18 protein-coding genes and 1 pseudogene are annotated in these 24802 nt (G+C 75.2%); 11 read left to right on the top strand and 8 right to left on the bottom strand.

Features of this window, described 5'->3' with window-relative positions:
* The first annotated feature begins 56 nt into the window (after positions 1 to 56).
* The 3 genes and pseudogenes from AB0L33_RS08295 to AB0L33_RS08285 form a co-directional block, all read left to right on the top strand.
* Positions 57 to 1370, top strand: a complete 1314-nt coding sequence (locus tag AB0L33_RS08295; protein WP_365678859.1) for an MFS transporter — start codon at positions 57 to 59, stop codon at positions 1368 to 1370.
* A gap of 29 nt (positions 1371 to 1399) precedes the next feature.
* Positions 1400 to 2374, top strand: coding sequence for a hypothetical protein (locus AB0L33_RS08290; protein WP_365678857.1), 975 nt, complete (start codon positions 1400 to 1402; stop codon positions 2372 to 2374).
* Positions 2375 to 2463: 89 nt separating this feature from the next.
* A pseudogene (locus AB0L33_RS08285) lies at positions 2464 to 3063 on the top strand (phosphatase PAP2 family protein); the annotation flags it as partial.
* Positions 3064 to 3156: 93 nt separating this feature from the next.
* On the opposite strand, the gene AB0L33_RS08280 reads toward AB0L33_RS08285, so the two are convergent.
* The 3 genes from AB0L33_RS08280 to AB0L33_RS08270 form a co-directional block, all read right to left on the bottom strand.
* The gene (locus AB0L33_RS08280) at positions 3157 to 3873 is read right to left on the bottom strand and encodes a response regulator transcription factor (RefSeq protein WP_365678855.1); all 717 of its coding nucleotides are present in this window, start codon (positions 3871 to 3873) and stop codon (positions 3157 to 3159) included.
* A 2-nt stretch (positions 3874 to 3875) separates the two neighbouring features.
* A complete protein-coding gene (locus tag AB0L33_RS08275) occupies positions 3876 to 5306 on the bottom strand; it encodes a histidine kinase (RefSeq protein ID WP_365678853.1) in 1431 nt (476 codons plus the stop codon).
* A gap of 76 nt (positions 5307 to 5382) precedes the next feature.
* The gene (locus tag AB0L33_RS08270) at positions 5383 to 6576 is read right to left on the bottom strand and encodes an NAD(P)/FAD-dependent oxidoreductase (RefSeq protein ID WP_365678852.1); all 1194 of its coding nucleotides are present in this window, start codon (positions 6574 to 6576) and stop codon (positions 5383 to 5385) included.
* A 174-nt stretch (positions 6577 to 6750) separates the two neighbouring features.
* Between AB0L33_RS08270 and AB0L33_RS08265 the strand changes: the two genes are divergently transcribed.
* The gene (locus AB0L33_RS08265; RefSeq protein ID WP_365679428.1) at positions 6751 to 7536 is read left to right on the top strand and encodes a thioesterase family protein; all 786 of its coding nucleotides are present in this window, start codon (positions 6751 to 6753) and stop codon (positions 7534 to 7536) included.
* A gap of 3 nt (positions 7537 to 7539) precedes the next feature.
* On the opposite strand, the gene AB0L33_RS08260 is transcribed toward AB0L33_RS08265, so the two are convergent.
* The 5 genes from AB0L33_RS08260 to AB0L33_RS08240 form a co-directional block, all read right to left on the bottom strand.
* On the bottom strand, positions 7540 to 9633 hold the full coding sequence (locus tag AB0L33_RS08260; protein ID WP_365678850.1) for an ATP-binding protein: 2094 nt from the start codon (positions 9631 to 9633) through the stop codon (positions 7540 to 7542).
* A complete protein-coding gene (locus AB0L33_RS08255) occupies positions 9630 to 10340 on the bottom strand; it encodes a DUF4255 domain-containing protein (protein ID WP_365678848.1) in 711 nt (236 codons plus the stop codon). The genes AB0L33_RS08260 and AB0L33_RS08255 overlap by 4 nt, the downstream gene beginning before the upstream one ends.
* On the bottom strand, positions 10337 to 13474 hold the full coding sequence (locus AB0L33_RS08250) for a hypothetical protein (protein WP_365679426.1): 3138 nt from the start codon (positions 13472 to 13474) through the stop codon (positions 10337 to 10339). The genes AB0L33_RS08255 and AB0L33_RS08250 overlap by 4 nt, the downstream gene beginning before the upstream one ends.
* Before the next feature lie 170 nt (positions 13475 to 13644).
* On the bottom strand, positions 13645 to 15603 hold the full coding sequence (locus AB0L33_RS08245) for a DUF4157 domain-containing protein (protein WP_365678846.1): 1959 nt from the start codon (positions 15601 to 15603) through the stop codon (positions 13645 to 13647).
* 161 nt (positions 15604 to 15764) lie between these two features.
* Positions 15765 to 16487, bottom strand: a complete 723-nt coding sequence (locus tag AB0L33_RS08240; protein WP_365678844.1) for a LuxR C-terminal-related transcriptional regulator — start codon at positions 16485 to 16487, stop codon at positions 15765 to 15767.
* 224 nt (positions 16488 to 16711) lie between these two features.
* Here AB0L33_RS08240 and AB0L33_RS08235 point away from each other — a divergent pair, with 224 nt between their 5' ends.
* From AB0L33_RS08235 to AB0L33_RS08205, 7 genes are all read left to right on the top strand, one after another.
* Positions 16712 to 18022, top strand: a complete 1311-nt coding sequence (locus AB0L33_RS08235; protein ID WP_365679424.1) for a hydrolytic protein — start codon at positions 16712 to 16714, stop codon at positions 18020 to 18022.
* A 470-nt stretch (positions 18023 to 18492) separates the two neighbouring features.
* Positions 18493 to 20019 (top strand): phage tail sheath family protein, encoded by a 1527-nt coding sequence (locus AB0L33_RS08230; RefSeq protein WP_365678842.1) that lies wholly within the window; start codon positions 18493 to 18495, stop codon positions 20017 to 20019.
* A 63-nt stretch (positions 20020 to 20082) separates the two neighbouring features.
* On the top strand, positions 20083 to 20523 hold the full coding sequence (locus tag AB0L33_RS08225) for a phage tail protein (protein WP_111337042.1): 441 nt from the start codon (positions 20083 to 20085) through the stop codon (positions 20521 to 20523).
* A complete protein-coding gene (locus AB0L33_RS08220; protein ID WP_365678840.1) occupies positions 20520 to 21008 on the top strand; it encodes a hypothetical protein in 489 nt (162 codons plus the stop codon). The genes AB0L33_RS08225 and AB0L33_RS08220 overlap by 4 nt, the downstream gene beginning before the upstream one ends.
* Positions 21005 to 21163 carry a DUF6760 family protein gene (locus AB0L33_RS08215; RefSeq protein ID WP_018101391.1) on the top strand — a complete coding sequence of 53 codons (159 nt, stop codon included), beginning with the start codon at positions 21005 to 21007 and terminating at the stop codon, positions 21161 to 21163. Before AB0L33_RS08220 ends, AB0L33_RS08215 begins: the two co-directional genes overlap by 4 nt.
* 4 nt (positions 21164 to 21167) lie before the next feature.
* Positions 21168 to 24338: a hypothetical protein gene (locus AB0L33_RS08210; protein WP_365678838.1), complete on the top strand. Its 3171-nt coding sequence runs from the start codon at positions 21168 to 21170 to the stop codon at positions 24336 to 24338.
* A gap of 16 nt (positions 24339 to 24354) precedes the next feature.
* Positions 24355 to 24780, top strand: coding sequence for a phage tail protein (locus AB0L33_RS08205; RefSeq protein ID WP_018101390.1), 426 nt, complete (start codon positions 24355 to 24357; stop codon positions 24778 to 24780).
* Positions 24781 to 24802: the final 22 nt, after the last annotated feature.

The raw sequence follows: 24802 nt of genomic DNA, 5'->3' as shown, positions 1-24802 counted from the left end.
GAACCATGGCCTTCGGGCCACTCGTGGGGGCGGGCCCGCGCCCGGATGCTGAGCGGGTGAATCCGACAACCGAGAGCGCCGCTCCCGTCGCCCCCGTGCCGAACGCCCCCGGGAAGCCCGGCCGGTGGCGTGTCCACCGCGCCTGGATCGTCGCCGCCGTCACCTTCGTGACGATCATCGGCGGGGCCGCCTTCAACTCCCTGCCCGGTCTGCTCTTCGACCCGCTCCAGGACGAGTTCGGCTGGTCACGCGGGCAGATCGGGCTGGCCGTCTCCATCGACATGGCGCTGTACGGGCTCACCGCGCCGTTCGCCGCCGCGCTGATGGACCGGTTCGGCATCCGCCGGGTGGTGGCCGTGGCGCTGAGCACGGTCGCGGCCGGGGCGCTGGCGAGCGTGTGGATGACGGCGGCCTGGCAGCTGATGCTCTACTGGGGCCTCCTCGTGGGGCTCGGCACGGGCTCGATGGCGCTGGCGTTCTCCGCGACGGTCACCAACCGCTGGTTCACCGCCCGGCGCGGTCTGGTGACCGGTGTCCTCACCGCCGCCGGGGCCTCCGGCCAGCTGGTCTTCCTGCCGCTCTGCGCGTGGATCGTGGACCGGCACGGCTGGCGCCCGGCGTCGGTGACCGTGGCGCTGGCGGCCCTGGTCGTCGTCCCGTTCGTGTGGCTCCTGATGCGCGACCACCCGGCCGACGTGGGGCTCGCCCCGTACGGCGGGGAGTACACCGAGAAGCCGGAGCCCGCGCGCGGGGCGGCGGGCCGGGCCGTCCGCGTGCTCTTCGAGGCGGCGCGCACGGGCCCGTTCTGGCTGCTGGCCGGGTCCTTCGCGATCTGCGGTGCCTCCACGAACGGCCTGATCCGTACGCACTTCGTGCCCTCGGCGCACGACCACCACATGCCGATCACCGCCGCCGCGTCGCTCCTCGCGGTGATCGGGATCTTCGACATCGTCGGCACGGTGTTCTCCGGCTGGCTCACCGACCGCTTCGACGCGCGCCGCCTGCTGGCGGTGTACTACGCGCTGCGCGGGATCTCGCTGCTGTTCCTGCCGCTCCTGATGCAGCCCACGGTGGAGCCGCCGATGGTCTTCTTCATCGTCTTCTACGGCCTGGACTGGGTCGCCACGGTCCCGCCGACCCTCGCCCTGTGCCGCGAGCAGTACGGCGAGGACAGCGCGATCGTCTTCGGCTGGGTGCTGGCGTCCCACCAGGTGGGTGCGGCCCTGGTCGCGTTCCTGGGCGGGGTGGCGCGTGACGTCTTCGGCACGTACGACGTGGTCTGGTACGCGGCGGGGGCGCTGTGCGCGGTGGCGGCCCTGATGGTGCTGGTGATCCGGCGGGGGGCGGCGGAGGTGCGCTTGGTGGCGTAGGGCCAGAATGCGGGTGGGAGGGGGCTCGCATGCCGGAGAACACGGGGTGGGACACGCGGAGACCGTGGGGGGACCGGCGGCCGCCCGAGGTACCGGACGGGCCGCCGCCCGTGTGGTCGGCACGTCCGGTCCTCGGCGGGGCGGCCGCCCTGTTCGTGGGAACGGCGCTCGTCTACGAGGCGTACGGCTTCGCCGAGATGGCCACCGAGACACCTGTTCCGCCGGACGGGGTCGGGAGGATGCTGCTCGTCTGGCCGTTCCTGTCCTGCTTCGGGATTCCGTTCGCCCTGGTGGGCAACCTCCTCGTGGTGCTGCCCGTCGTGTGGGCGGCCCGCCGGGTGAGCGGCGCAGTGTCCGGGCGGGACGCCTGGTGGTGGGTGCCCGTGGCCGCCCTGCTGCCGGCGGCCGCGCTCACCGCCGTCGACGGGCTCGCCCGGCAGCCGGGCCCGGGCGAGCAGGCCCTCGACGGGCTGGTGGCGCACCTGCTGCTCACCGGCGCCGCCCTCTGCGCGCGCGCCGCCGCGCTGCACGGGCTCCGGCTCCGGCGCATCCTGGGGTACGGCGGGCTGGCGGCGGTGGCCGTCTTCGGCGTCGGCGGGATCGCGTACGGGACCGGGCTGCTCACCGAGTACAGCCCGCCGAGGGTGAACGCGGCGCAGCTCGCCGGGACCTGGAGCGACGGCCGCGGCGGCACGCTACGGCTGGCCGCCGACGGCACGGCCCGCGCCGTGGGCCTGACGGACCACGAGTCCGCGTACGAGGACCGAGCGGACGCCGACCGCGCGAAGTACCGCTGCACGGGGCCGGGTGCCTGGGTGTACGACCCCGGGGACGCCACGACCTGGGACCAGCGCGTGAACGTGAGCATCGAGCGCTGCGGCTTCGACGACATCGACGCGTACGTCGACTCCGGCTGGCTGATCAGCGGGACGCCGGAGCACCCGAAGCTGGTCCGCCTGTACGGCGACCTGGACGCTCCCGGGGTCTACACCCTCACCCGCTGAGCCGTCCGCATCCGCCCTTACCTTCGTCAGGGGTCCCGGCTGCCGTTGGACCCGGGTCCCGGGCGGGCCCCGCCCGTACGTTCTGGCCCATGAGACGCAGAGGACGAGACACCGCAAGCAGCAGCACCCCCGGCGCACGGCCCTGGCTCGCCTGCGCCGTCCTGGTGGCAGGAGGGTCCGCCGTCGTGGGCCTCGCGCCCGGCGGGCTGGGGGCGGAACGGGCCGTGGAGGTGACGGACGGGGTCTCGGCGGACGCCTACCGGTCCGTGGCCGACGCGCTGGACGGCGCGCCCTCCTGGGCCGGGTCGTTGCTGGAGGCCGTGTGCGACGGGACGCTCGTGGCGCTCGGGCTCCTGCTGGCCTGGGTCTGCTGGAGCGCCGTGCGCAGGGCGGATCACCGCACCGTCGCCGGAGCGCTGCTCACCGGCGTGGGCACCGTTCTCGCGTACGCGGCCAGCGAGGCCCTGAAGCTCGTCGTGGACGAGGAGCGCCCCTGCCGGGTCCTGCTCCGCGGCGCGGCGGGGATCGCCGAGTGCCCGGCGCCCGGCGACTGGTCCTTCCCCAGCAACCACGCCACCCTCGCCGCCGGTCTCGCGGTGGGCGTGGCGCTGCTCCGGCCGCGGCTCGCCGCTGTCGCCCTGCCCGTGGCCGGCGTGGCGGCCGTGTCACGCGTCCTGGTCGGCGCGCACTACCCGCACGACGTGCTGGCCGGGGCGGTCCTCGGCGGGGCGGTCGTCGCCGCCCTGCTGCTCGCCCTGCTGCCCCTGGCCGGGACGGCGGTGTCAGCGCTCCTCGGGCGTGTCCCGGACCGGTCCGCCGCCCGGGACGAGGCCCGCCTCGTGGGCGACCACCGCCGCCGCGGCCCGGTTCTCCACGCCGAGCCGGGCCAGGACCGAGCTGACGTGCGCCTTCACCGTGCCCTCGACCACGTGGAGCCGGTGCGCGATCCGGCGGTTGGACAGCCCGGCGCCCAGGAGGGCCAGCACATCGCGTTCCCGGGCGGTGAGCGCGCCGACCCGTTCCCGGGCGGCGGTGCGGCGGCCGGCCAGCGCGCCGGCACCGGTCGCCGCGAGGTGGGCGACGACCCGGGCCGCGACCTTCGGTGAGAGGTAGGCGGCGCCGTCCGCGACCGCGCGGACCCCGGCGATCAGCTCCTCCGGTTCGCCGGACTTGATCAGGAAACCGGCGGCGCCGCCCCCGAGCGCCCGCAGGATGTAGTCGTCCTCGCCGAAGGTCGTCAGCATCACGACGCCCGTCCCCGGCACGGCGCGCCGGATCTCGGCGGCCGCCTCGATGCCGTCGGTGCCGGGCATCCGGATGTCGAGCACGGCCACGTCCGGGCGGTGGAGCCGCACCTGCTCCACCGCCTCGTGCCCGTCGGGCGCCTCCGCGACGACCTCGATGCCCGGGTCGGTGGTGAGGACGGCCCGCACGCCCGCCCGGATCATCGGTTCGTCGTCGGCGACCAGGACGCGGATCATGGGTGGTCCCTCCGTCATGCTCATCCCGAGCCCGGGCTGAGCGCTTCCTTGGACATCAGCCTGCCGTCCCGGAAGCACAGCCGGTAGGCGTCCCCGGAACGGTCGTCGAAACGGTCCGCCGTCATCGCGTAGTAGACGCAGCTGATGCCCGGACCGCGCGGCTCACCGGCCACCGGCCGCTGGGTGGTCTCGCGCGCGGGCAGCCCCCGCTCGACCGAAGCCCGGTCCTGGCCCACCCGGAGCCGGGCGAAGTCGCCGGGGTCCAGGACGGACTGCCGGGCCGAGTGGATGTCCCAGCCCAGGAGCGCCGCGCTCAGCCCGGCCCACGCCGCCAGGGGCAGGACGACGGCGAGGGCCAGGGCGCGCCGGGCGCGCCCGCGCGCGTGCCGGTGCTCCGGGGGGAGGGCTCCGGGCTCGGGCGCGGCGGCCGGCGGCCGGGCGGGCGGGGTGTGCGGCAGGTGCGCGGTCACCGCGAAGCCGTCCTCGTACGGGCCGTGGGTGAGGGTGCCGCCCGCCAGGCGCACCCGCTCGTCCAGGCCGGGCAGGCCCCGCCCGGTGCCGGGTGCGCCCTGCCGCCCGGCCGGTGCGGGGCCGTTGCCGACCCGGACGGTCGTCGTTCCGGCCGCGTGGGTCAGCCGGACGTCCACCCGGGCGCCGGGAGCGTGTTTGGCGGCGTTGGTCAGGGCCTCCTGGACGACGCGGTGGGCGGCCCGCGCGGTCTGCGGCGGCATCGCGGCCGGATCGCCCTCGGTGCGCAGGGTGACCGGGAGGCCGGTGGCGGCGGCCTCCGCGACCAGTCGGCGGACGGCGGTGCCGGGTGGGCCCGGCGGCTCCTCGTCCACCCGGCCGCCGTCCTCGCGGAGCAGGCCGATGACCTCGCCGAGCCGTTCGACCGAGGCCGCCGCCCGGGCCCGGATCTCCCCGGCCGCCTGCCGGTGCGCCCCGTCCAGGCCGGGGGCCAGCTTGAGGGCGCCCGCCGAGAGGGCGATGAGGCTCAGGTCGTGGCCGATGAGGTCGTGCATGTCCTGGGCGATCCGGGCCCGTTCACGCGCCCGGGCCTGCTCGGCGACGAGCCGCTGCTCCCGCTCCAGCCGTTCCGCCCGCTCCCAGCCCGCCCGTACGAGCTCCTGGTACTGCCACCAGAACCGTCCCGCGCACCAGGGCAGCATCCCGGCCACCGCGACGACCGCGACGAACCGCCCCGCCATCAGCACCCAGGACGGCACGAGGGCGACGGCCACGACCCCGCCCGCGACGACCGCGACGAGCAGGAGCAGGGTCGGCCCGGTCCTGCCCGGCACCCGCCCGGCGAGGAACGCGGTCACGGCGGCGGGCAGCGCCCACCACGGGCTGACCGCGCTCAGCGCGACGCAGGCCGCCGCCGCCACGGTCAGCAGGTTTCCCGGGGCGGCGGCCCGCCGGACCGTGCCGCTGACGATCGCTCTGTCCACCCCGTGACCGTACGCACCCCGGAGCGGCGGCGGCACTGCCGAAAGTCATGGTCCGGTGCGGCGCGCGCGGGGTCCGTCAGCGCCGCGCCCCCCGGGCCATCCGCTTCGCGATCCGCTCCGCGTCCCGGGCCAGTTCGCGGAGCATGCCGCTGATGGGGTTCGTGAAGCCGGTGAAGTAGAGGCCGGGGGCCTGCTTGGGGGTGCGGGGGCCATGAACCAGCGGGCGGCCCCGGGCGTCCAGGACACCGAGGTGGCCGACCAGGGGTTCGAGGGCGCGGTGGTAGCCGGTCGCGGCGATGACGGCCTCCGGGGTGACCCGGGTGCCGTCCGCGAGGACCACCGCGTCCCGGTCGAACGACTCGACGGCCGCCACGGGTTCGACCCTGCCCCGCTTCACCGCGTCGATCAGGCCGACGTCCTGGACCGGGATCGCGCCCTCCTTGACGCGGGAGTACAGGCCCGTGTCGGGGCGGGGCAGCCCGTGCTCCGAAAGGTCCGGCACGGCGGCGCGGGCCATCAGGCGGCCCGCCCGGTCCACCAGGGCGACGGGCAGCCTGCGGACCAGGATGCCGGTCGCCTGCGCGGGCCAGCCCGCCGTGGAGCGGCGCACGATGTGCGGGACGGTGCGGACCGCGAGCCGTACGCGTGCGGCGCCGCCCTCCACGAGGTCGACGGCTATCTCCGCGCCCGTGTTGCCGACGCCGACGACCAGGACGTCCTTGCCCGCGTACGGGGCCGGGGAGCGGTAGTCCGAGGCGTGCAGCAGCTCCCCGGTGAACGTCTCGCGGCCCGGCCAGTCCGGCAGGCGAGGGGTGTGGTTGAAGCCGGTGGCGACGACGACGGCGCGGCCGGTCAGCTCGCGGCCCCCGCTCGCGCTCAGCCGCCAGCCGGTGCCGTCCGCCGCGCGGTCGACGCGGGAGACCTCGACGCCGGTGATCACTTCCAGCTCGTGGTGCTCCGCGTACTTCTCCAGGTACCGCACGACGTTGTCGCGGGCCACCCAGCGGCCGAACTTCCTCGGCATCGGCAGCCCGGGCAGCGCGGACCAGCGGCGGGTGGTGTGCAGGTGCAGCCGGTCGTAGTGGCCCCGCCAAGAGGCGCCGACGGCCCCGGACTTCTCCAGCACGACCGCCCGGACGCCCCGCGCGCGCAGGGCCGCCGCCGCGGCCAGTCCGCCCGGGCCGCCGCCGATGACGTAGACGGGGCGGTCCTCGGTGAGGTCGGTGGGGGCCGGGGAAGTGCTACCGGTGGTGGGTGCGCTGTCGGACATGCTTCGGAGCGTAATCGCGCGACTCCTTGATGGGTCTCGGTCAAGACCGGAATCGATTGCGAATTGATCACGCTCGAACGCGGGTGCGGGGCGCGGTACCCGCGCGCGGGCCGGATCGCCCCCGGTGGCACGCTGGGGATGCCCGATCCGTACGGCCGTGAGGGAAGCGATCCGTTGAACACCGGCAGCTACTACGAGCGCATCGACGCCCACCGCTACAAGCCGACCGCCCACGCGAGCGGTGCGTGGAGCACGGACGAGGTGCACTTCAGCCCGTTCGGCGGGCTCCTCGTCCACGCCGTCGAGCGGCACCTCGCGGAGCGGCCCGGCGAGCGGCTGCTGCTGTCCCGGATCAGCTTCGACATCCTCGGGCGGCTCGCCCTGGACGAGTGCGAGATCCGCGTCGAGACCGTCCGCCCCGGCCGCACCATCGAGTTGGTGGAGGCCGTCGCGCTCATCGCGGGCCGCCCGGTCGTACGGGCCAGGGCCTGGTCGCTCGCCCCCGTGGACACCACGGAGGTCGCCGACGGCGAGGACGACCGGCTCACCCCGCCCGAGGCGCTCGCCCCCTGGCCGATGGCCGACCTCTGGCCCGGCGGCTACGTCGCCTCGCTCGACGTCCGCCCGCTCGCCCCGCCGCTGCCCGGCCGCACGACGGCGTGGATCACCACCCCGCTCGACCTGGTCGCGGGGGAGACCGCCGGGCCGCTGGCCTCGTACGTGGCGCTCGTGGACACGGCCAACGGCATCGCCGTACGCGAGCAGCCGACCGAGTGGATGTTCCCCAACGTGGACCTGACGATCCATCTGCACCGCCAGCCCGAGGGCCGCTGGACCGGCCTGGACACCACGGTCGTCTTCGGCCCCACCGGCCAGGGCCTCACCAGCACGGTCCTGCACGACGTCAAGGGGCCCGTCGGCCGGGCGGAACAGATCCTCACGGTCCGCCCGCTCCGGTAGGCGTCAGCGCCTCGCGCGCTTCAGCCACGGGCCGAACTCGCTCTCCAGGACCAGCCGTCCGAGCTTCCGGTACTCCGCCAGGACCGCCCCGACCAGCTGCTCGGTGTCCAGCGGGCGGCCCGACTCGGCCGCCTGGTACGCGGCCGTCACCGCGCACGCCCGGATCGAACCGCCGGTCAGCTCGAACCGGTCCGCGCACGTCGGCAGGTCGAGGTCCGGGGCGCGGGGGACCTCCGTCCCGAGGCAGCGTTCCCACAGCGCGAGGCGTTGCTGCGCGTCCGGTACGGGGAAGTCCGCGACCACGTCCAGTCGGCGGGTGAACGCCTCGTCCAGGTTGGCCCGCAGGTTCGTCGTGAGGACGGCGATGCCGTCGAAGGACTCGACGCGCTGGAGCAGGTACGCCGACTCCACGTTCGCGTGCCGGTCCTGGGCGTCCTTGACCTGCGAGCGCTTCCCGAAGACGGCGTCCGCCTCGTCGAACAGCAGCACCGCGTTGACCTCGGACGCCTCCACGAAGATCCGCTCCAGGTTCTTCTCGGTCTCCCCGACGTACTTGTCGACCACGGACGACAGGTCGACCACGTACAGCTCCATGCCCAGGTCCGCCGCGACGACCTCGGCCGACATGGTCTTGCCCGTCCCCGACTCCCCGGCGAACAGCGCGACGATGCCGCGGCCCCGGCCGCCGCCCGGCCGCATCCGCCACCGCCCGAGCACCTGGTCCCGGTGGCGGGCGCGCAGGGCCAGGTCGGAGAGCTGGCGGCGGGTCGCCGGGGGCAGCACGAGGTCGTCCCAGCCGACCGTCGGCTCGATGCGCCGGGCGAGACGGGCGAGCCCCGCGCCGTTCTGCGCCCGTACGGCGGTCCGCAGATCGACGGCCTCCACCGGACGGCCCTCCTGCGCGGCCAGCCGGACGGCCACGTCGGCGGCCCGGCGGATCTGGCCGGAGTCCAGCCGGTACGCCCGGGTGGCGTCCGCGAGCTGCGCGTCGGCCTCCTGCGTCCCGGCGGCGAGCCCGGCCGCGGCACCGGCCCCGGTGAGCGCGCCGCGCCACCGCCGTACGGCGTCCGCCGGGTCCGGCGGCGGGACCGGCACCGTCACCGGGCTCTCCCCGGCCCACAACGGGTCCCAGTGCTTCCGCCCGTACACGAGCAGCGGCGAGCCGCCGCCGACCGCCGCGCACAGGGCCCCGACGAGCGCGGCGCCCTTGGGCTGTTCCGGGGCCAGCGCCTCCAGCGGGCCGAGCACCAGCCCGCCGCCGCTCAGCCGGGCCTCGGTCGCCAGCATCCTGACCGCCCGCTCCGGTTCCGGCGCCGCCGCCAGGGCCGCCGGGTCCACCACGAGCGGACGCAGCCCGGACGCGGCGAGCGCGCCGACGGCGAGGCGGGCCGGGTCGCCGCCCCGGTCCAGCAGATGCGTGAACCCGTTCCCGGTCCCGGCCGCCGCCGCGACGCGCCGGGTGACCGGGCCGGTGTCCGGCTCGTCGCCGGGGTCCGCGACCCGGACCAGCCCGTGCAGCCGGGCGTCCACCGCGTCGTCGCCGAGCAGATGGGCGGTGATCCGGTCCGGGACGCGCAGCACCCGGGAGAGCAGCGGGAGTTCGGGGTCCAGCACCTCCACGAGCCCGGACGCGACGAGCGGCGCGGAGGGCGTGAACCGGAACCGGCCGGGGCCCGCGCCGGGCAGCCCGCACAGTTCGAGCGCGAGGCCGATCGTGGCGCGGCGCCGGGTCAGGTCGTCGTTGAGATAGCCGTACAGCCGCTCGAACCGTGCGTCGACGTCCGGCGCCAGGGCGACGAGCAGGAGGTCCACGTCGGGCCCGGTCAGCCCGAACCGCTCGGCCAGCTCCGCGATCCGCCCGCGCCCGGGCGGCGCGTCGGGGCCCAGGTCCGGTACGGGGAGGAACGCGTCGCGCGAGTCCAGGACGCGCTGGGCACCGGCGGGTGTGAGGTACTGCCCCCGCAGCGGATCGTCCGGCGACGGGTCGGTCTCGTGGCGCAGCGCGACGGCGATCCGCACCCGCCGCTCGACGTGCCCGAGCCGTTCCCAGAGCTCGGCGACGGAGGAGGTGGCGGGGAGCTGCTGAGCGACGGTCACCGGGCGACCCCGCCCCCGCGCCTGCGGCGCCCCGGCGGGAGCTGCCGTTCGCGTTCCGCCGCGAAGCCGTCGCCGGAGGCGGCCGTGCCGCCCTCGTAGCGCAGACGGCGGCCGGGCTCCGTCGCCCCGCCGTCCACGGCGGCGGCCGTGCGGACGAGCAGGCCCTCCGTGACCGGCGGCCCGGCGGGCTCCACCTCGCCGGAGAGCGGGGCCCACACCCGTACGTCGATCGCGGCCTTCAGCTCGCCGCCCAGCGCGGACCAGACGTCCACCGTGGACGGGCGGTCGCCCGAACCCGCCGACGCGGCCTCCATCTCGACCGTGAGGGCGAGGTCGGCGAGGCTGCCCGTCAGCATCGCCGCGGGCAGCGTGCGGGTGCGGATCAGGCAGCGCAACACCTCGGAGAGCAGGCGGTGTTCGTCCTGAGGGCGGTTGGTCCACGCCGTCACCAGGTAGGTCAGCTCGAACCAGCGCGGCGGTGTGCGGCGGCCGGTGACCAGGCCCTCGGCGTCGTACTCCTCGGACGTGCCGCTGCGGCGGCGCGTCGCGTCCTCGCGGATGCCGTACAGGAAGACGCTCACCGTGGGCGCGTTGCGGCGGGCGGACCAGTCCTTCGTCGGGGCGTCGAAGACGAGGTCGACGCCGCTGTCCTCCAGGCCCGCGTCCACCAGCAACAGCCGCAGCGCCTCGTCCACTTCGTGGATCACCGGCGCCCCATCTCGTCCGGCGGGACCAGGTTGCCCGTCACCACGAGGAAGTCCGTCTTCACCGGTGAGAAGCCGGGCCCCGAGGCGGTGATGGTGCGCGGTCCGGTCCGGTCCTTGACCAGGATCAGCAGCTGGGCGATGAACGTGCCGTCGCGGCCCGGCAGGGTGGGCGCGGCGGCGGCCGTGATCCCGGGCTTCCAGGCCAGCTTCACGGGCACACCGGGCGGGAAGTCCTTGCCGCGCACCGAGGTGACGAAGCCGGGCTTGCCGATCTCCGGCACCGAGACGATCCGGGGCTGGAGGATGCGCAGCGGGATGCGCGAGACGTTGTCGCCCCGGTCCGCGTCGGTGCCGGTGGTCGTCAGCGTGCCGGTGATCCGGGTCCGCAGCGCGTGGTCCGGGGCGAGCACGACCCGCAGGACCGAGGAGGCGCCCGGCGCCAGGTCGGGGAGCGCGCACACCTCGCCGGTGCAGCCCGCCGGGAGCGTGGCCACGGGAATGCCGGAGGGCAGCCCGAGCCGCAGCCGGAGGCCGGTGGCGAGGGCGTTCCTGCCGTTGCGGACGGTGTACGTCACCACGACCCGGCCGCCGACGTAGCCGGGGCTGGGCTGCGCCCGGACGACGACGGCGGGACCGGCCTCGGGTGCGGGCGGCAGGGCGGGCGGCTGCGCGGCCGGGGGCGGCAGCTTGGGCGGGGTGGCCGGTCCGCCGGGCGGCGGGCTCGGCTGTGCGGGCGTGGTGCGGACCCGTACGGAGGTGCCGGTGGCGTTGTCCGTGGGGTTCGGGTCCAGGACCGCCCCGGTGACCGACCAGCCCAGCTGCCAGGGCCCGTTGGTGACGCCGATGAGCCGCACGGTGACCGGGACCCGGGCGCCGGGGGCGAGCAGGCCGAGGTCGCAGCTCGGCGCACCGTCGTCGTCGCACGCGCCCTTGGGCGTCGTCATGCCCTCCAGCCGGACGCCCGGCGGGAGGTCGGCGACCAGGGTGGTGCCGGGGGAGTGGGCGGGGCCGTTGTTGGTGACGGTGACCGTGACGGACACCGACGAGCCGGTCTCCACGGTGGGCGCGGTGGGCGGCGCGGTGACGGCCAGGTCCACCTTCTGCTGGAAGGCGGGCTCCTTCTGCCGGCCGGGCAGCTCCGCGGTGAGCGGGGTCAGGGTGCCGGTGGCCGGGTCGAGTTCGGAGAGCTGTTCCGGGGAGCTGGGCGCCCGGCCGCGGCGGTGGCTGACGACCAGCCGGGAGGCGTCCGGCGACCAGGCCACGTCACGCGGCTGGTACGGGCCGGTCGTCTCGACGTCCGGGATCTCCGCGGCGCACGCGGAGGAGTCGTTGCTCCGGCCGGCCGGCAGGACGACCCGGCAGTTCTCGCCGTCCGGTGAGGTGACGACGACGCTGGCGCGCTGGTTGATCTGGTCCGCGCGGTCCTTGCGGTTGAAGGCGACGGACCTGCCGTCGGGCGAGAACGCGGGGCTGTCGTCGATGACCTTGCACAAGCCGGGGCAGCCCGCGAGGCGGGTCAGGTCGTCCTGTTGCTTCAGCGCCTTCACCGGCGCGGTCCAGACGTGCTTGATGCCGCCGAGGCCCCGGATGACCTCGGCGCGGGTGAACGCCAGCAGGGTGCCGTCCGAGGACCAGGCGGGCTGCGCGTCGGCGCCGGTGACCTCGCCGTCCGGCGGCACGATCTCGCCGGTGATGCGCCCGGAGGCCACGTCCGCGACGAGGACCCGGCTGGCCCAGGCGCCGTCCGTACCGGGCGTGGACCGGGTGAAGGCGAGCCGGGTGCCGTCCGGCGAGAACGAGGGGTCGGTGTCGCGGTCCCGGGGGCCGCGCCCGTCCAGCTTCATGACCGACGGGTGCCTCCCGTCCGTGTCGGCGAGCCAGATCCGCTGGACCCGCTGCCCGTCGACCGTCTCGAACCTGGTCACGGCGATGCGGCGGCCGTCGGGCGTGTACGTCTGCCGCTCGGTCCAGGGGTCGTAGCCGTCGGCCGGGTGGAACAGCGGGTCGACGGCCGGGTCGTCGCTCGTGTTGGTCAGGGCCCTGGGGTCCTCGCGCAGGACGTCGAGCCGGAGGTCGCGGGGGTCGGAGCCGTCCTGCCGCATGTCCTGGAGCGTGACGACGGCGGCGTCCTTGGTGGTCCGGCGGGTGACGACCGTGGACCAGGAGCCGGGGGACCCGAGCACCGCCGGGGTCTCCACCTCGCGGTCCTCGGTGAGCACCATGTGCGGGGCGGGGTCGGTCAGGGACACGATCCGGTAGACGTGGTCGTAGACGGAGCAGCCGCAGTCCGTGTTGGGGCTGAGGAAGAGCAGGCCCTCGCCGTCGGGCAGCCAGGCCGGTGACCGGGAGCCCCAGTCCTTGCCGAGACCGGTCAGTACCGGCCGGGCGGTCCCGGAGCCGTCGGTGGTGACCCGCAGGCGGTGGCCGGTGTCCGTGTCGGAGGTGGGCTCGACGTGCAGCGTGTAGGCGACGAGGGAGCCGTGGGTGCCGTCCTTGACCGGGTTCCACTCGGGCTCGTCGGCGTCGCCCTCGGTGCTGTCGCTCAGGCACGTCACCGTGCCGCCGTCCAGGTCGCGTGCGTAGATCTGCCTGCCCGGCTCCGGGCCGCCGTCGCTCGCGTACGCGATGCGGGTGCCGTCCGGGGAGAGCGTCGGGGACGTCTCCTCGGACGTGGTGTCCGTCAGCTGCCGCAGCTTCCCGGACCCGTCGGTGGGCACCGACCACAGGTCCCGGCGGCCGCCGTTGCCGGGCGAGTCGAAGACCACGGTCTTACCGTCGGGGGAGAGTTCGGGGTGCGCGGCGTCCACGCCGCGGGTCAGGCGCAGTACGGTGCCGTCCGCGCCGCGCAGGTAGACCTGGGGGCGCTTCTCGTCCCGGCGGCTGGTGAAGACGAGCGCGTCGCCGCGCCCGTAGGCGTCCTGGTCGTAGTGGACCGGGCCGTCGCTCCCGAACAGGTCCTCGGTGGCCGTCTCCGACGTGACCCGGCCGAGGCTGCGGTGCCCCGTACCGGCGAAGGCGATCCGCCCGGTGTCGGCCGCCGCCTTCGTCGCGGCGGCGGCCGGCTGGGCGCTCTGCGGGGCGGACACGGAGCCCGCCACCAGCAACGGCGTCAGCAGCACCACCGCACCGCACATCCGGCGCAGCCGGGCACCCCTCGCCGGGCCAGCAGGACCGCCCACAGTCCACCTCACAGTCTGGGTCGATGGCTCTCCACGGTGAGCATCCCGCCGAAGGGGGCGTGCGGACAGGGCCCGGAGTACCCCGGGACGGGGAAGACCGGGTGCCCTTTGGGGCCGGACAGGCCCTAACGCGGGCGTTTCGCGTGCCGGTCCGCGAGACGGCCGGTCTGTTCGGGCCCGACGTTGTCCCGGACGCCCTGGAGCAGGAAGCCGATGTGCCGGAGGTCGTCCAGCAGCTCCTCGTAACTCGCCTGCGCCTGGATGTCGCGGAACTCGACGCGCCGGTGCCCCGCGTTCGCGTCGTTCATGTGCTCCAGGTTGACCGCCTGATAGTGCAGCCGGTCCTCCGGATGGGCGTCCACCTTGTCCCGCAGGTTGGGCGTCGCGTCCTGGTGCAGGGGAAGCGTCATCATGTGCGCCTGGAGGCGCTGGACCGCGCCGGGCAGGTCCACATCGCCCCGGCGCGCGTCCGCCAGGATCTGGTCGAGCAGGGTCTTCACCTCGTCCAGGTGGGCCTGTCCCTGCGGGAGGTCTCCGGTCCACGGTGCGTTCACCGTGTCCTTCGCGCGCGGTGCGGTGCCGAACCGCAGAACCCAGTTGTTCCAGTCGTCCTCCCACTGGCGCATGGACTCGACGAAGAGTTCGACGCTTCCGCCGAACGTCGAGCCGCTGTCCAGGGAGATGTGCCCGCCGCCGCCGAAGATGCTCTGGTCCACGCGCAGACCGCAGTTCTCGGCGAGCCGGAAGATGTGCCGCTCCACGATGAACTGCACATGGGCGGCGTGCAGCCCGGCGATGGGGGTCGGGTCCGTCCGGGTCTCCAGGCAGGCGTCGTCCATGGTGATCTCCCACCACCACGTCGTGTCGCCCTTGGTGTACGTGAACTTCCGCGCCTCCTGGCCCTTCACGGTGGTGTTGCTCACGGCCAGCTCGAAGCCCGCCGGCAGATCGGCGGCCTGGACCCGGCCGGCCCAGTCGGTCATCTTGTTCCGGGCGTAGGTGATCGCGGACCGTGCGCGGGCGTCCGCCTGCCCGGTCAGTCCGCTGATGTCCACGCGCAGCGGATTGCCCCCGGCGATCCCGTTGAGGGTGTCGTCCGTGAAGGTGAACTCGGTGCCCACGACGGCCTGCGGCAGCGGCTTGTCGTAGTCGGGCTCCTCCCCGACCTTGCGCGAGGTCAGGACCTCCTGCTCCATGATGTTCAGCTGCCGCAGCACGGCGGTCAGCGACGCGTCCAGGTCGGCTCCCGCCGAACCGGCTGCCCCGCCGGTCGCCTGTACGACCGCCCTCCACTCGGCCTTGATGCCCAGGTCCCCGACCAGCTTCGCCAGGAGTTTGGGCTGCAACGGCTCCCCCAGCACCAGCTCGGTGTACCTCTTCAGGACGTCCTTCACCTCGGGGGACTGGAAGTAGCGCAGGGCCTCCTGCCGCCAAGCGGCGGCGTCGCCGCTCGCGGTGGGCGCCATGAACCGCTGTACGGCGTCCGCCCCCGCGCGTCCCGGCCCCGCGACCGGCTGCCCGGACTCGTGCGCGTCCGGGGCCGTGCCCCGCATCACGCGGTGGGCGTTCGCCTCGGCGGCCCGCTCGAAGCGGTCGGACGGGTCGGACACGCGCAGCCCGTCCCCCCGGTCGGTGCCGGAGACCGCGCCCTGCCGCTGCTGGATGACGTGGGTCAGCTCATGGGCCAGCGTGTGCTTGTCGCCGCCGCCCTCGCCGATGACGACGTGGTGGCCGCTGGTGTAGGCGCGGGCCCCGACCCCGGCGGCGGACGCGCGGGCCGCCGCGTCGTCATGGACGCGTACGTCCGAGAAGTCCGCGCCGAGCCGGGCCTCCATCTCCGCGCGCAGCGACGCCTCCAGCGGCCTGCCGCTGCCGTTCAGCACGTCGTGAACGGCCGAGCGCTGCACGGCGGGCTGCTCCGGGGCCTCCTGCCGGCCGGCCTGCCGCAGCAGATGCAGGGCGGCCGCGTTGCCCAGGGTGCGCTGCACCTCCAGGAGTCCGGCCCGTTCGGCCGGGGCCGGGCCGCGTGCGGGGGCGGACCGGGTCTCGGCGGTCCGGTCGGTGCGGTGCTCACGCTGGGACAACGGTCTGCCTTTCCACGAACGGTCACTGCCAACAGACCGGCCGGACCCGCACCGGGGCAAGGGGCAGCGGGGCAGACCCCGGGACGCGGACCCCGGCCGGACGGCCGCGCCGGGGCACCGAGGGGGCAACGGCCGCTGCCCTCCCGGTGCCGGACGGTGCGTCAGATCAGCCCGTGCCGCATCGCGTACCCCACCGCGTGCGCCCGGTTGCGCAGGTTGAGCCGGGTCGCGACCTCGTGCAGCACGTTCTTGACGGTGCGCTCGGAGTACGAGGTCTTCTGCGCGATCTCCGCCGTGCCGTAGCCCTCCGACACCAGCCGGATCATCTCCGCCTCGCGCGTCGTGAGCGTGGACAGCGAGAGGCCCCTCGGGTCCAGGACCGAGCGGTGCAGGCTGCTGACGTGGTCGATGAGCTTGCCGAGGAGGTCCCCGGGAAGGACCCCCTCGCCCTTCGCGATGGCCGTCACCAGATGGACGAGCCGGTCCTGGTCGGCCTCCCCGCGCCGCAGCACGGCGGCCACCCCGTACTCGATCAGGGTCTGGAGGGCCCCCGCCTCGAAGTAGCCGACGACCAGGCCGGTCCGGGTGGCGGTGTTGCGCTGGAGGCGGTGCATGAGCTGGACGGCGGGTTCGTTCACCACGTCCACCACCACCAGGGAGACCTGGGCCCGGTCCGCCTCCTCCTCCGGGACCAGCTCGATCTCCGGGCGCCGGCGCAGCTGTTGCACCACCCCGGTCCGGAGGATCAGGTCCTCCGCGTACACCGCCACCGAGACCCGGCCGGACGCCGGGGCGGCTATGCCGGGGGCGGGCTGCTCGGGCGCGGCGAGGCCGCGCGGGCCCGCCGCCCCCGTCGTCGTCATGTCTGTCGTGATCGTGGTCATGTGCTCGTCCTTCTGGGCCGCTTCCGCCGAATTCCGTTGTGTCCCGTGCCGTACGCGTACGTCCCGCGTGGGCAGGGGGACCTGGCCCGGGGGTGGGGTGCGGGCATCCGGCGCGGGTGTGCCCCCGGGGCATCGCCCCTGCCCGCACATTGCCCTCGCGCCCCTGCTGCCGGGGGCGGGGTGCGGCCTAACGTCGCAGGGTGACCACATCTGCCGAACTCGCAATGCCCACGGTGACGGTGTCGCCCGGCGCCGAAGCGACGACCACGCTGACCGTGCGCAACGACGGGGACATCGTCGAGGCGTACACCCTCGACGTGGTCGGCGACTGTGCGGCGTGGACCACGGTGGAACCGGCCCGGGTCTCCCTCTATCCCGGCACCTCCGAGACCGTCACGGTGCGCTTCGCACCGCCCCGGTCCCACGAGGTCCGCGCCGGTGAGAAGCCCGTGGGGATACGGGTGCTGCCCGCCGAGCACCCCGAGTCCGTGGCCGTCCCCGAGATGACGGTGGTGGTCGAGCCGTTCCACGAGCTGCGCGCACGGCTGGAGCCGGGGCGCCGCCGGGGCTGGCTGGGGGCCCGCTTCCGCACCGTCGTACAGAACCTTGGGAACGCTCCCACGGAGGTCGCGCTCGCGGCCCGGCAGCCCGGCGAGGAACTGCGCCTCGCGTTCACGCCGGAGCGCAGGAAGCTGGAGCCCGGCGAGTCCGCCGAGGCGGGCCTCAAGGTCCGGGCCCGGAAGCTGATCTGGTTCGGCGCGCCGGCCGCCTGGCCGTTCGAGGTGGTGGCCGGGGAGCCGGAGGACGCCGGGGCCGAGGGCCCCCGGACGGGCCGGCCGGAGCCGCTCCAGGGCGAGTTCGCCCAGCTCCCGCTGTTCCCGAAGTGGCTGCTGATCCTGCTCGCCGCGGTGCTCGCGCTGCTGCTCGCCTGGTTCGCGCTGGTGCGCCCGGCCGTCCGCAGCACCGCCAAGGAGGCGGGCGCCAAGGCCGCGCAGGAGGAGAACCGGCAGCCCCGGCAGGGCGGTTCGGCCTCGGGCGGCGGACAGCAGGACCCCCAGGGCAAGGGGGAGGGCTCGGGCGGCGCCGACGGGTCCGGCGGTGCGACGGGCGGCTCCGGCTCGACCGGAGGGTCCGGCGGTTCGGGCGGTTCCGGCGGCGGCGGGGGCGGCCGGCAGAGCTCCGAGACCATCGACGTGCAGACTGCCGCCGGGGGCCGGAACGCCGGCACCTATGTGGTCCCGGAAGGCCAGACTTTCGGCGTCACGGACATCGTCGTGGCCAATTTCCAGGGCGACGAGGGGCTGCTGACCATCTCCTTCGGGCAGCGGAAGATCACCACCATTGCCCTGGAGACGTTCAGGAACCAGGACTATCACTGGGTCACCCCCATTCAGATACCGGAGAAGGCGGCGGTCACCGTTTCCGTGACCTGCTCGAAGCCCGGGACTCCGGCCACCGGGAAGCAGGCGTCCGGATGTCACCAAGTGCTCAATGTGAGCGGTGTGCTGAGCGATGTTTCGCGAGAGGAACGATAGCGCCGGATTCCGGGCTTTCTGTTCCCGCTGTGTGAACAGACGGGTTTCCCACCTGCGGGGATGCGCCACCACGTGTTCATCCGGGTGTGTCCCTTCACACACCCGGACACACCCGGAACCACTGGACCCGCAAATGCGGGGAGTGCGGGCAGCGGGCCAATTCCGGCGTTTCCCGGGTGATTCCCGGTCATTTCCGCGCGGGGCGAATGGACTGGACCACCGGGCCCCGCGCTCGGCGGAGCGGATCGGGCCTCATTCGGTTCCGCGGAGGGACCGGGGAAATCCGGCCGACCTTGCCGGCCTGCCCGATATTTTCTGGCTGAAACTAATCCCTCGCGCCCGGTGTCCCGGCGCACCGGCCCGGAAAGGCAGCCGCCCTGCCCCCCGGCCAGGACTTTGAGACCTACTGCCCGCGCCCGCCCTCTGCCGAGACTGGGCGGGCGAACGTCTGACCAGCCGAAGGAGCGAGCATGCCGTCGTACCTCACCCCAGGTGTATACGTGGAGGAGGTGCAGTCCGGAGCACGGCCCATCGAGGGTGTCGGCACCGCGGTCGCCGCCTTCGTCGGCTTCGCGGAGACCGGTCCCTTCCACCGGCCGACGCTGGTGACCAGCTGGGACCAGTACGTTTCGACGTTCGGCACCTTCACCCCGGACACGTATCTGACGCTCGCCGTCCACGGGTTCTTCAGCAACGGCGGCGGCGCCGCGTACATCGTGCGCATCGGCGGGCCCGCCGAGGACGCCCCGCAGGACGGCGCGCCCGCGACGGCCCCCTCCGTGGCCGTCGGCGGCTTCCTGGTGTCGGCCCGGCCGGGCGCCGGTGACGGGATCTCCATCGAGGTCGCGGACGCCGAGGGTGAGAACCCGCCGGAGGACCGCTTCCGCCTGCTGGTCCGTCAGGGCGGGAAGGTCGTGGAGACCTTCGACACCTCCGTACGCAAGAACGTCAAGGGCTACCTGGTCACCCAGGCCCGTCAGTCGAAGCTCATCGAGGTCACCGAGCAGCCCGGCGCGGCGCAGTCCCGCCCGGAGAAGCAGAGCCTCACCCTCGCGCCCGCCACCCCGGACGCCACCGCCACCGGCCGGACCGGCCCCACCGAGTACGTGGGCGACGCTTCGGCGCGTACGGGCATCGCGGCCCTCGAGGCGATCGACGAGATCACCATGGTCGCCGTCCCCGACCTGATGAGCGCCCACCAGCGCGGCGACATCGACGACGAGGGAGTCCGGGCCGTACAGCTCGCCCTCATCGCCCACTGCGAGCAGATGGGCGACCGGGTCGCCGTCCTGGACACCCCGCCCGGCATGAACGCCCAGCGCGTCCGCACCTGGCGCAACGACGACGCCGGCTACGACTCGCGCTACGCGACCGTGTACTACCCCTGGCTCAAGGTCCTCGACCCGGCGACCGGCCGCCAGACCCTGATGCCCCCGAGCGGCCACGTCGCCGGTGTCTGGGCGCGCAGCGACGGCGAGCGCGGTGTGCACAAGGCGCCCGCCAACGAGGTCATCCGGGGCGCGCTCGACCTCGAACTCCGGCTGAGCCGGGGCGAGCAGGACCTGCTCAACCCGATCGGCGTCAACTGCGTGCGCGCGTTCCCCGGCCGGGGCATCCGGATCTGGGGCGCCCGCACCCTCTCCTCCGACCCGGCCTGGCGCTACCTCAACGTCCGCCGGCTCTTCAACTACCTGGAGGAGTCCATCCTCCTGGGCACCCAGTGGGTCGTCTTCGAGCCGAACGACGACCGCCTCTGGTCGAGCATCCGGCGCAACGTCACCGCGTTCCTCTCCGAGGAGTGGCGCCGGGGCGCGCTCTTCGGCCGTACGGCGGAGGAGGCGTTCTACGTCAAGTGCGACCGGGACAACAACCCCCAGGAGTCCATCGACCTCGGCCAGGTCGTCTGTGAGATCGGCGTCGCTCCGGTGAAGCCGGCGGAGTTCGTCGTCTTCCGCCTCTCCCAGTTCTCGGACAGCACGAGCCTCGTGGACGAGTGACCGCAGTCCCTCTCCCGCAGCAACTCAAGAGACGGCAACGAACGGAACAGGTGACACACAGTCATGGCAGAGGGCGACGCTCTTTCCACCCACGTCTTCGGCGTGCAGCTCGGCGGCTATCTCGTGGAGTCCATCCAGGAGATCAGCGGCCTGACCGTCGAGGAAGAGGTGGTGGAGGTCCGGCAGGTGACCTCCACCGGCAAGCAGATCATCCGCAAGCAGCCCGGAGCGCGGCAGGCCGGCGAGGTGACGATCACGCGGGGACTCGACAAGAGCAGCGAGTTCACCAAGTGGATCAAGGAGACGCTGAACAACGGCGCCGTCGACACCGCGCGGCAGAACCTCACCATCGAGATCAAGGACTCCAAGGGTGAGACCGTCCGCCGCATCCAGCTGATGCAGGGCTGGGCCAGCCGCTGGGAAGGCCCCTCGCTGAAGGCCGGCGAGTCCAGCGCGGCGACCGAGACGGTCACCATCACCTTCGAGGAGATCGTGGTCGAATGAGGCGCAGGACCGTTTCCGGCGGCGGCCTCGAAGAGGTGCTGGACACCCTCGCGGCCGCCGCCCCGGCGCCGGCCGAGGCCCCGGCCCCCGCTCCCGCGCCGGCCCCGGCCGCGCGCCGTCCCGACGAGTTCGACTTCGAGCTGCCGCGCGGCTATCTGGACGACGAGGGCCGGACCCACCGGACCGGGACCATGCGGCTCGCCACCGCCCGCGACGAACTGCGTCCGCAGATCGACCTCCGGGTCAAGGAGAACCCCGCGTACCTGAGCGTGGTGCTCCTCAGCCAGGTCATCACCCGCCTCGGCACGATCACCGACGTGCACGCCGGGGTGGTCGAGCGGATGTACGCGACCGACGTGGCGTTCCTCCAGGACTTCTACCGCCGCATCAACAGCGAGGGCCACACCCACGCCGCGGTCACCTGCCCGCTGTGCCAGGGCTCGTTCGAGGTGGACCTGTCGGGTGAGCGCCTGGGGGAATCGTGACGTACGCGCCTTCCCGGCTGCGGGAGGAGATCGCGTACATCGCCTACCACTTCCACTGGCAGCGCGAGGAGATCCTCGACCTCACGCATGGTGAGCGGCAGGAATGGGTGAGGGAGATAGCGCGGATCAACACCCGCGTGAACGAGAGCGGGTGAGGGCGTGGAGTTGAGGGGCTGGTTCCGCCGGGGCGCCGACCGGGCGGCGCGTGGCGCGGAGGGCGCTCCGGGGTCCGCCGCCGCGCCCGGGACCGGGGGCGACCCGGCCGGCCCTTCGCCACGTTCCGCGTCCGAGGGCCGGGGCGACGCCCCGGGAGACGCCTCGACGGGTGCCGGAGCCGCCGCCCCGCGTCCCGGCGCGGACTGGGACGGAGGGTGGCGCCGCGTCGCGCCCCCGACCGTGACCGTCGCCCGGTCCTCGATCGGCGTCAGCGACGGCCTGCGCTTCCGGTCCCGTCTCGCGTCCTGGCAGAACGTGGCCTACAGCGACGGCGACCTGGGCCACGCGGTGCTCCCGTCCGCCCCCGTGGGCCGGATTCACGGGGTGACCCGGACACCGGGCACGCCGCGCACCGCGCCCTCCGGGCCGCCGCTGGTGCTGCGCGCGGCCGGGCCTTCGGCGCCAGAGGGCGATGCGGGCACGGTGCCGGGGCCCGCGCCCACCGGCCCCGGCCCGCAGGCCCCGCCGGGCCCCCGGCGTGCCGTCCGGGCCGTGCCCGGGTCGGCGTCCCGCGCCTCCGGCCCCGGAACACCGCCGCCGGAGAACCCCGCCCCGGTACGCGCCCGGCGCACCGCCCCACCGCTGACCATCGCGCGGCGCCCGGCGAAGGCGGCCCCGCGCACGGTGTCCGCCGTCCCGTCGTCCGGGGTGCCCGCGCAGATCGCGCCGCCGCCGGTCCAGCGCCGGGCGGACGCGCCGGGAGGCCCGTCCGGGCCCGCCGTACGTCCTGCCCTGGGCGGCCCCTCGGGCGAACCGCCTTCCGTGGGCACGCCTGCGCCCCCGCCCGCCGCTGCGGGGCCGGTGCCTTCCGGGCCGGACCTGCCGGTGGTCCGGCGCGAGGCGGACGCGTCCGGTGCTCCCGGGCACCCGGGGCCGGGTGCCGTCCAGGGCGGGCCCGACCTGCCGGTGGTCCAGCGGCAGGCGGACGCGTCCGGTGGTCCGGCGGACGGTTCCTCCGCGCGTCCGGCGGTGGTCCAGCGGCAGGCGGAGAGGTCCGCCGCTGCCCCGGAACGGTCCGCTCCGGCGGGCCCTGCCCTGCCGCTGGCTGAGCGGCCGTTGGACGCGCCCGCGGATTCGGCGGGTGGTTCCTTCGTACGTCCGACACTGGACGCGCAGCCGCCTGTGGTGCCGGGAGAGTTCGTTCAGCGGCAGGCGGAGGCGTCGGCCGTCGTCCCGGCGCCGCCCGCGCCGGAGACGTCGTCCCTGCCGGTGGTTCAGCGGCAGTTGGAGGTGCCTGCCGTCGCCCCGGAGCGGTCGGTGCCGGGTGTGCCTGCCGGGCCGGTGGGGGGTCCCTCCGTGCGTCCGACACTGGACGCGCAGCCGCCTGTGACGGCGCCGGGTGGGCCCGTTCAGCGGCAGGTGGACACGTCGGGTGCCGCCCCGGTGCGGCCCGCGCCGGACGCGTCGTCCCTGCCGGTGGTTCAGCGGCAGGTCGACGTGCCTGCCGGGCCGGTGGGTGGGCCCTCCGTGCGGCCGACGCTGGATGCCCAGCCGCCTGTGGTGCCGGGTGACTTCGTTCAGCGGCAGGTGGACGCGTCCGCCGCCGCCCCGGTGCGGCCCGCGCAGGACGCCCCGGGCCTGCCGGTGGTTCAGCGGCAGGCGGAGGCGTCAGCCGTCGCCCCGGAGCGGTCGGTGCCGGGTGTGCCTGCCGGGCCGGTGGGGGGTCCCTCCGTACGTCCGACGCTGGACGCGCAGCCCCCCGTGGTGGCCCCGGGCGGGCCCGTCCAGCGGCAGGCGGACACGTCGGCCGCCGCCCCGGAGCGGCCCGCGTCGGACGCCCCGGTCCTGCCGGTCGTCCAGCGGCAGGCGGACGTGCCCGCCGGGCCGGTGGGTGGTCCCTCCGTGCGCCCCACGCTGGACGCCCAGCCGTCCGTGGTGGCCCCGGGCGGGCCCGTTCGGCGCCAGGCGGGCACCCCCGCGCCGGAACTCCCGGGCGGGCCCGCCCTCCCCGTGGTCCAGCGGCAAGCAGACGCGTCCGCACCGACGGCCGGGCGCACCGGGCGCCCCGCCCCGGTGGACGGCGGGGCGGCCCAGGCGGACGCCTCCGCCGCCCCGGCCGGGCCCGCCCCGGCCCGCCCCACCCTGGGCAAACCCCTGCGCGAACTCCCCGCAGACGCGGCCCCCTTCGCCCCGCCCGCCCGCGAGGCGGGCCCCGCGCTGCCCGTCGTCCAGCGGCAGGCGGCGGACAGTGCCGACCCGGGGCGCCCGGCCCCGGGCACTCCGTCCCCCGGCCCCGGCTCCCACGCCCGTACCCGGGGCGGACTCGGCGCACCCCTGTCCGCCCTCCCGCCGACCGCAGGCACCGCAGGTCCGGCAGGCCCCGCGAGCGACGCCCCGCGTCCCGCGCGGCCCGGTCCCGCCGCGCCCCCCGCGATGCCGTTGCGCACCGCGCCGCCGCCCGTCGTCCAACGCGCCCCGGAGGGGCCCGTCCGAGTCCGCCCGGCTCCCCGGCCCGCCCCCGTCCAGCGCGCCCGTGCGCTCCTCGCGGCCCGCAGCATCGTCGTGCGCACCGGCGCCGCCGAGGGCTTCACCGCCCGCGACACCGCCGCGACCCGGCCCGTCGTACCGGCCACCTGGCGGCGCGACGCCCCGCGCACGGAGACCGCCGCCCCCGGCGCTCCCGTCGTGCAGCGCGTCGCCGCCGACCCCGCCGCCCCGCCCCGGCCGCACGCGCCGCTCCCGGCCCGGACCGGCGCGCCGCCGGAACCCCCCGTACCGAGCGACCCCGGACCGGAGCCCGCCCGGGGCGGGCCCGTCGTCCGCGCGCACGCGCCCGTACAGCGCCTCGCGGTGCCCCGCGCGGCGCAGACCGGTGCCCCCGCCGGGCCCGGGCCGGACCGGGGCGCGACCCCCGCGAGGCCCGCGCAGTCACCGGCCGCCCAGTCACCGGCCGTCCAGCGCGCCGCCGCCCAGGCCGGGCTCGCCGGGGTTCCGGTCACCGTCGTCCAGCGGCAGGCCGCCCCGGCCCCCGTGCCCGAGCCGCCCGCGGAGGCCCCGGACGTCGACGTCGAGGACCTCGCCCGACGCCTGATCGACCCCGTCGCCCGGCTCCTCCGGGCCGACCTGCGGCGGGGCCGCGAACGTTCCGGACGCCCGTACGACGGCCGACGCTGAAGAGAGAAAGCAACGGATGACCGACAACATCTTCGCGACGAGCGTGTTCTTCAAGCTCACCATCGGCGGCAGCGACCTCGGCGCGTTCCACACCTGCTCCGGCCTGGGCGCCGAGGTGGAGATCGAGCAGTACGCCGAGGGCGGCAACAACGGGTACACCTGGCAGCTGCCGGGGCGGATCACCTGGACCAACATCACGCTGACCCGCCCCGTCACCGCCGACACCCTCAAGATCGCGCGCTGGCTGAACGAGACGACGCAGCGCGTCGAACGCAAGGACGGCGAGATCGTCGCCCTGCGCCCGGACCTCAGCCGGATCGTCAGCTGGCAGGTTCAGGGGATCGTCCCGGTCCGCTGGCAGGGGCCGTCCTTCGACCCGGCCAGCTCGCAGGCGGCCGTCGAGACGCTGGAGATCGCGCACGAAGGGCTGGTCCCGTCCTGATGGCCCGTCGAGAACAGCCAGC

It is taken from the genome of Streptomyces sp. NPDC052299 (assembly GCF_040679335.1).
Lineage (GTDB): Bacteria > Actinomycetota > Actinomycetes > Streptomycetales > Streptomycetaceae > Streptomyces.
The sequence above is the reverse complement of the archived record's forward strand: the minus strand, read 5'-3'. Positions and strand labels throughout refer to the sequence as shown.

Excerpts from the sequence above, each read along its gene's own strand:
- AB0L33_RS08235 (WP_365679424.1), top strand. The coding sequence starts at position 16,712 with ATGCCCACGGTGACGGTGTCGCCCGGCGCCGAAGCGACGACCACGCTG.
- AB0L33_RS08230 (WP_365678842.1), top strand. The coding sequence starts at position 18,493 with ATGCCGTCGTACCTCACCCCAGGTGTATACGTGGAGGAGGTGCAGTCC.
- AB0L33_RS08220 (WP_365678840.1), top strand. The coding sequence starts at position 20,520 with ATGAGGCGCAGGACCGTTTCCGGCGGCGGCCTCGAAGAGGTGCTGGAC.
- AB0L33_RS08205 (WP_018101390.1), top strand. The coding sequence starts at position 24,355 with ATGACCGACAACATCTTCGCGACGAGCGTGTTCTTCAAGCTCACCATC.
- AB0L33_RS08290 (WP_365678857.1), top strand. The coding sequence starts at position 1,400 with ATGCCGGAGAACACGGGGTGGGACACGCGGAGACCGTGGGGGGACCGG.
- AB0L33_RS08250 (WP_365679426.1), bottom strand. The coding sequence starts at position 13,474 with ATGTGCGGTGCGGTGGTGCTGCTGACGCCGTTGCTGGTGGCGGGCTCC.
- AB0L33_RS08225 (WP_111337042.1), top strand. The coding sequence starts at position 20,083 with ATGGCAGAGGGCGACGCTCTTTCCACCCACGTCTTCGGCGTGCAGCTC.
- AB0L33_RS08240 (WP_365678844.1), bottom strand. The coding sequence starts at position 16,487 with ATGACCACGATCACGACAGACATGACGACGACGGGGGCGGCGGGCCCG.
- AB0L33_RS08280 (WP_365678855.1), bottom strand. The coding sequence starts at position 3,873 with ATGACGGAGGGACCACCCATGATCCGCGTCCTGGTCGCCGACGACGAA.
- AB0L33_RS08270 (WP_365678852.1), bottom strand. The coding sequence starts at position 6,576 with ATGTCCGACAGCGCACCCACCACCGGTAGCACTTCCCCGGCCCCCACC.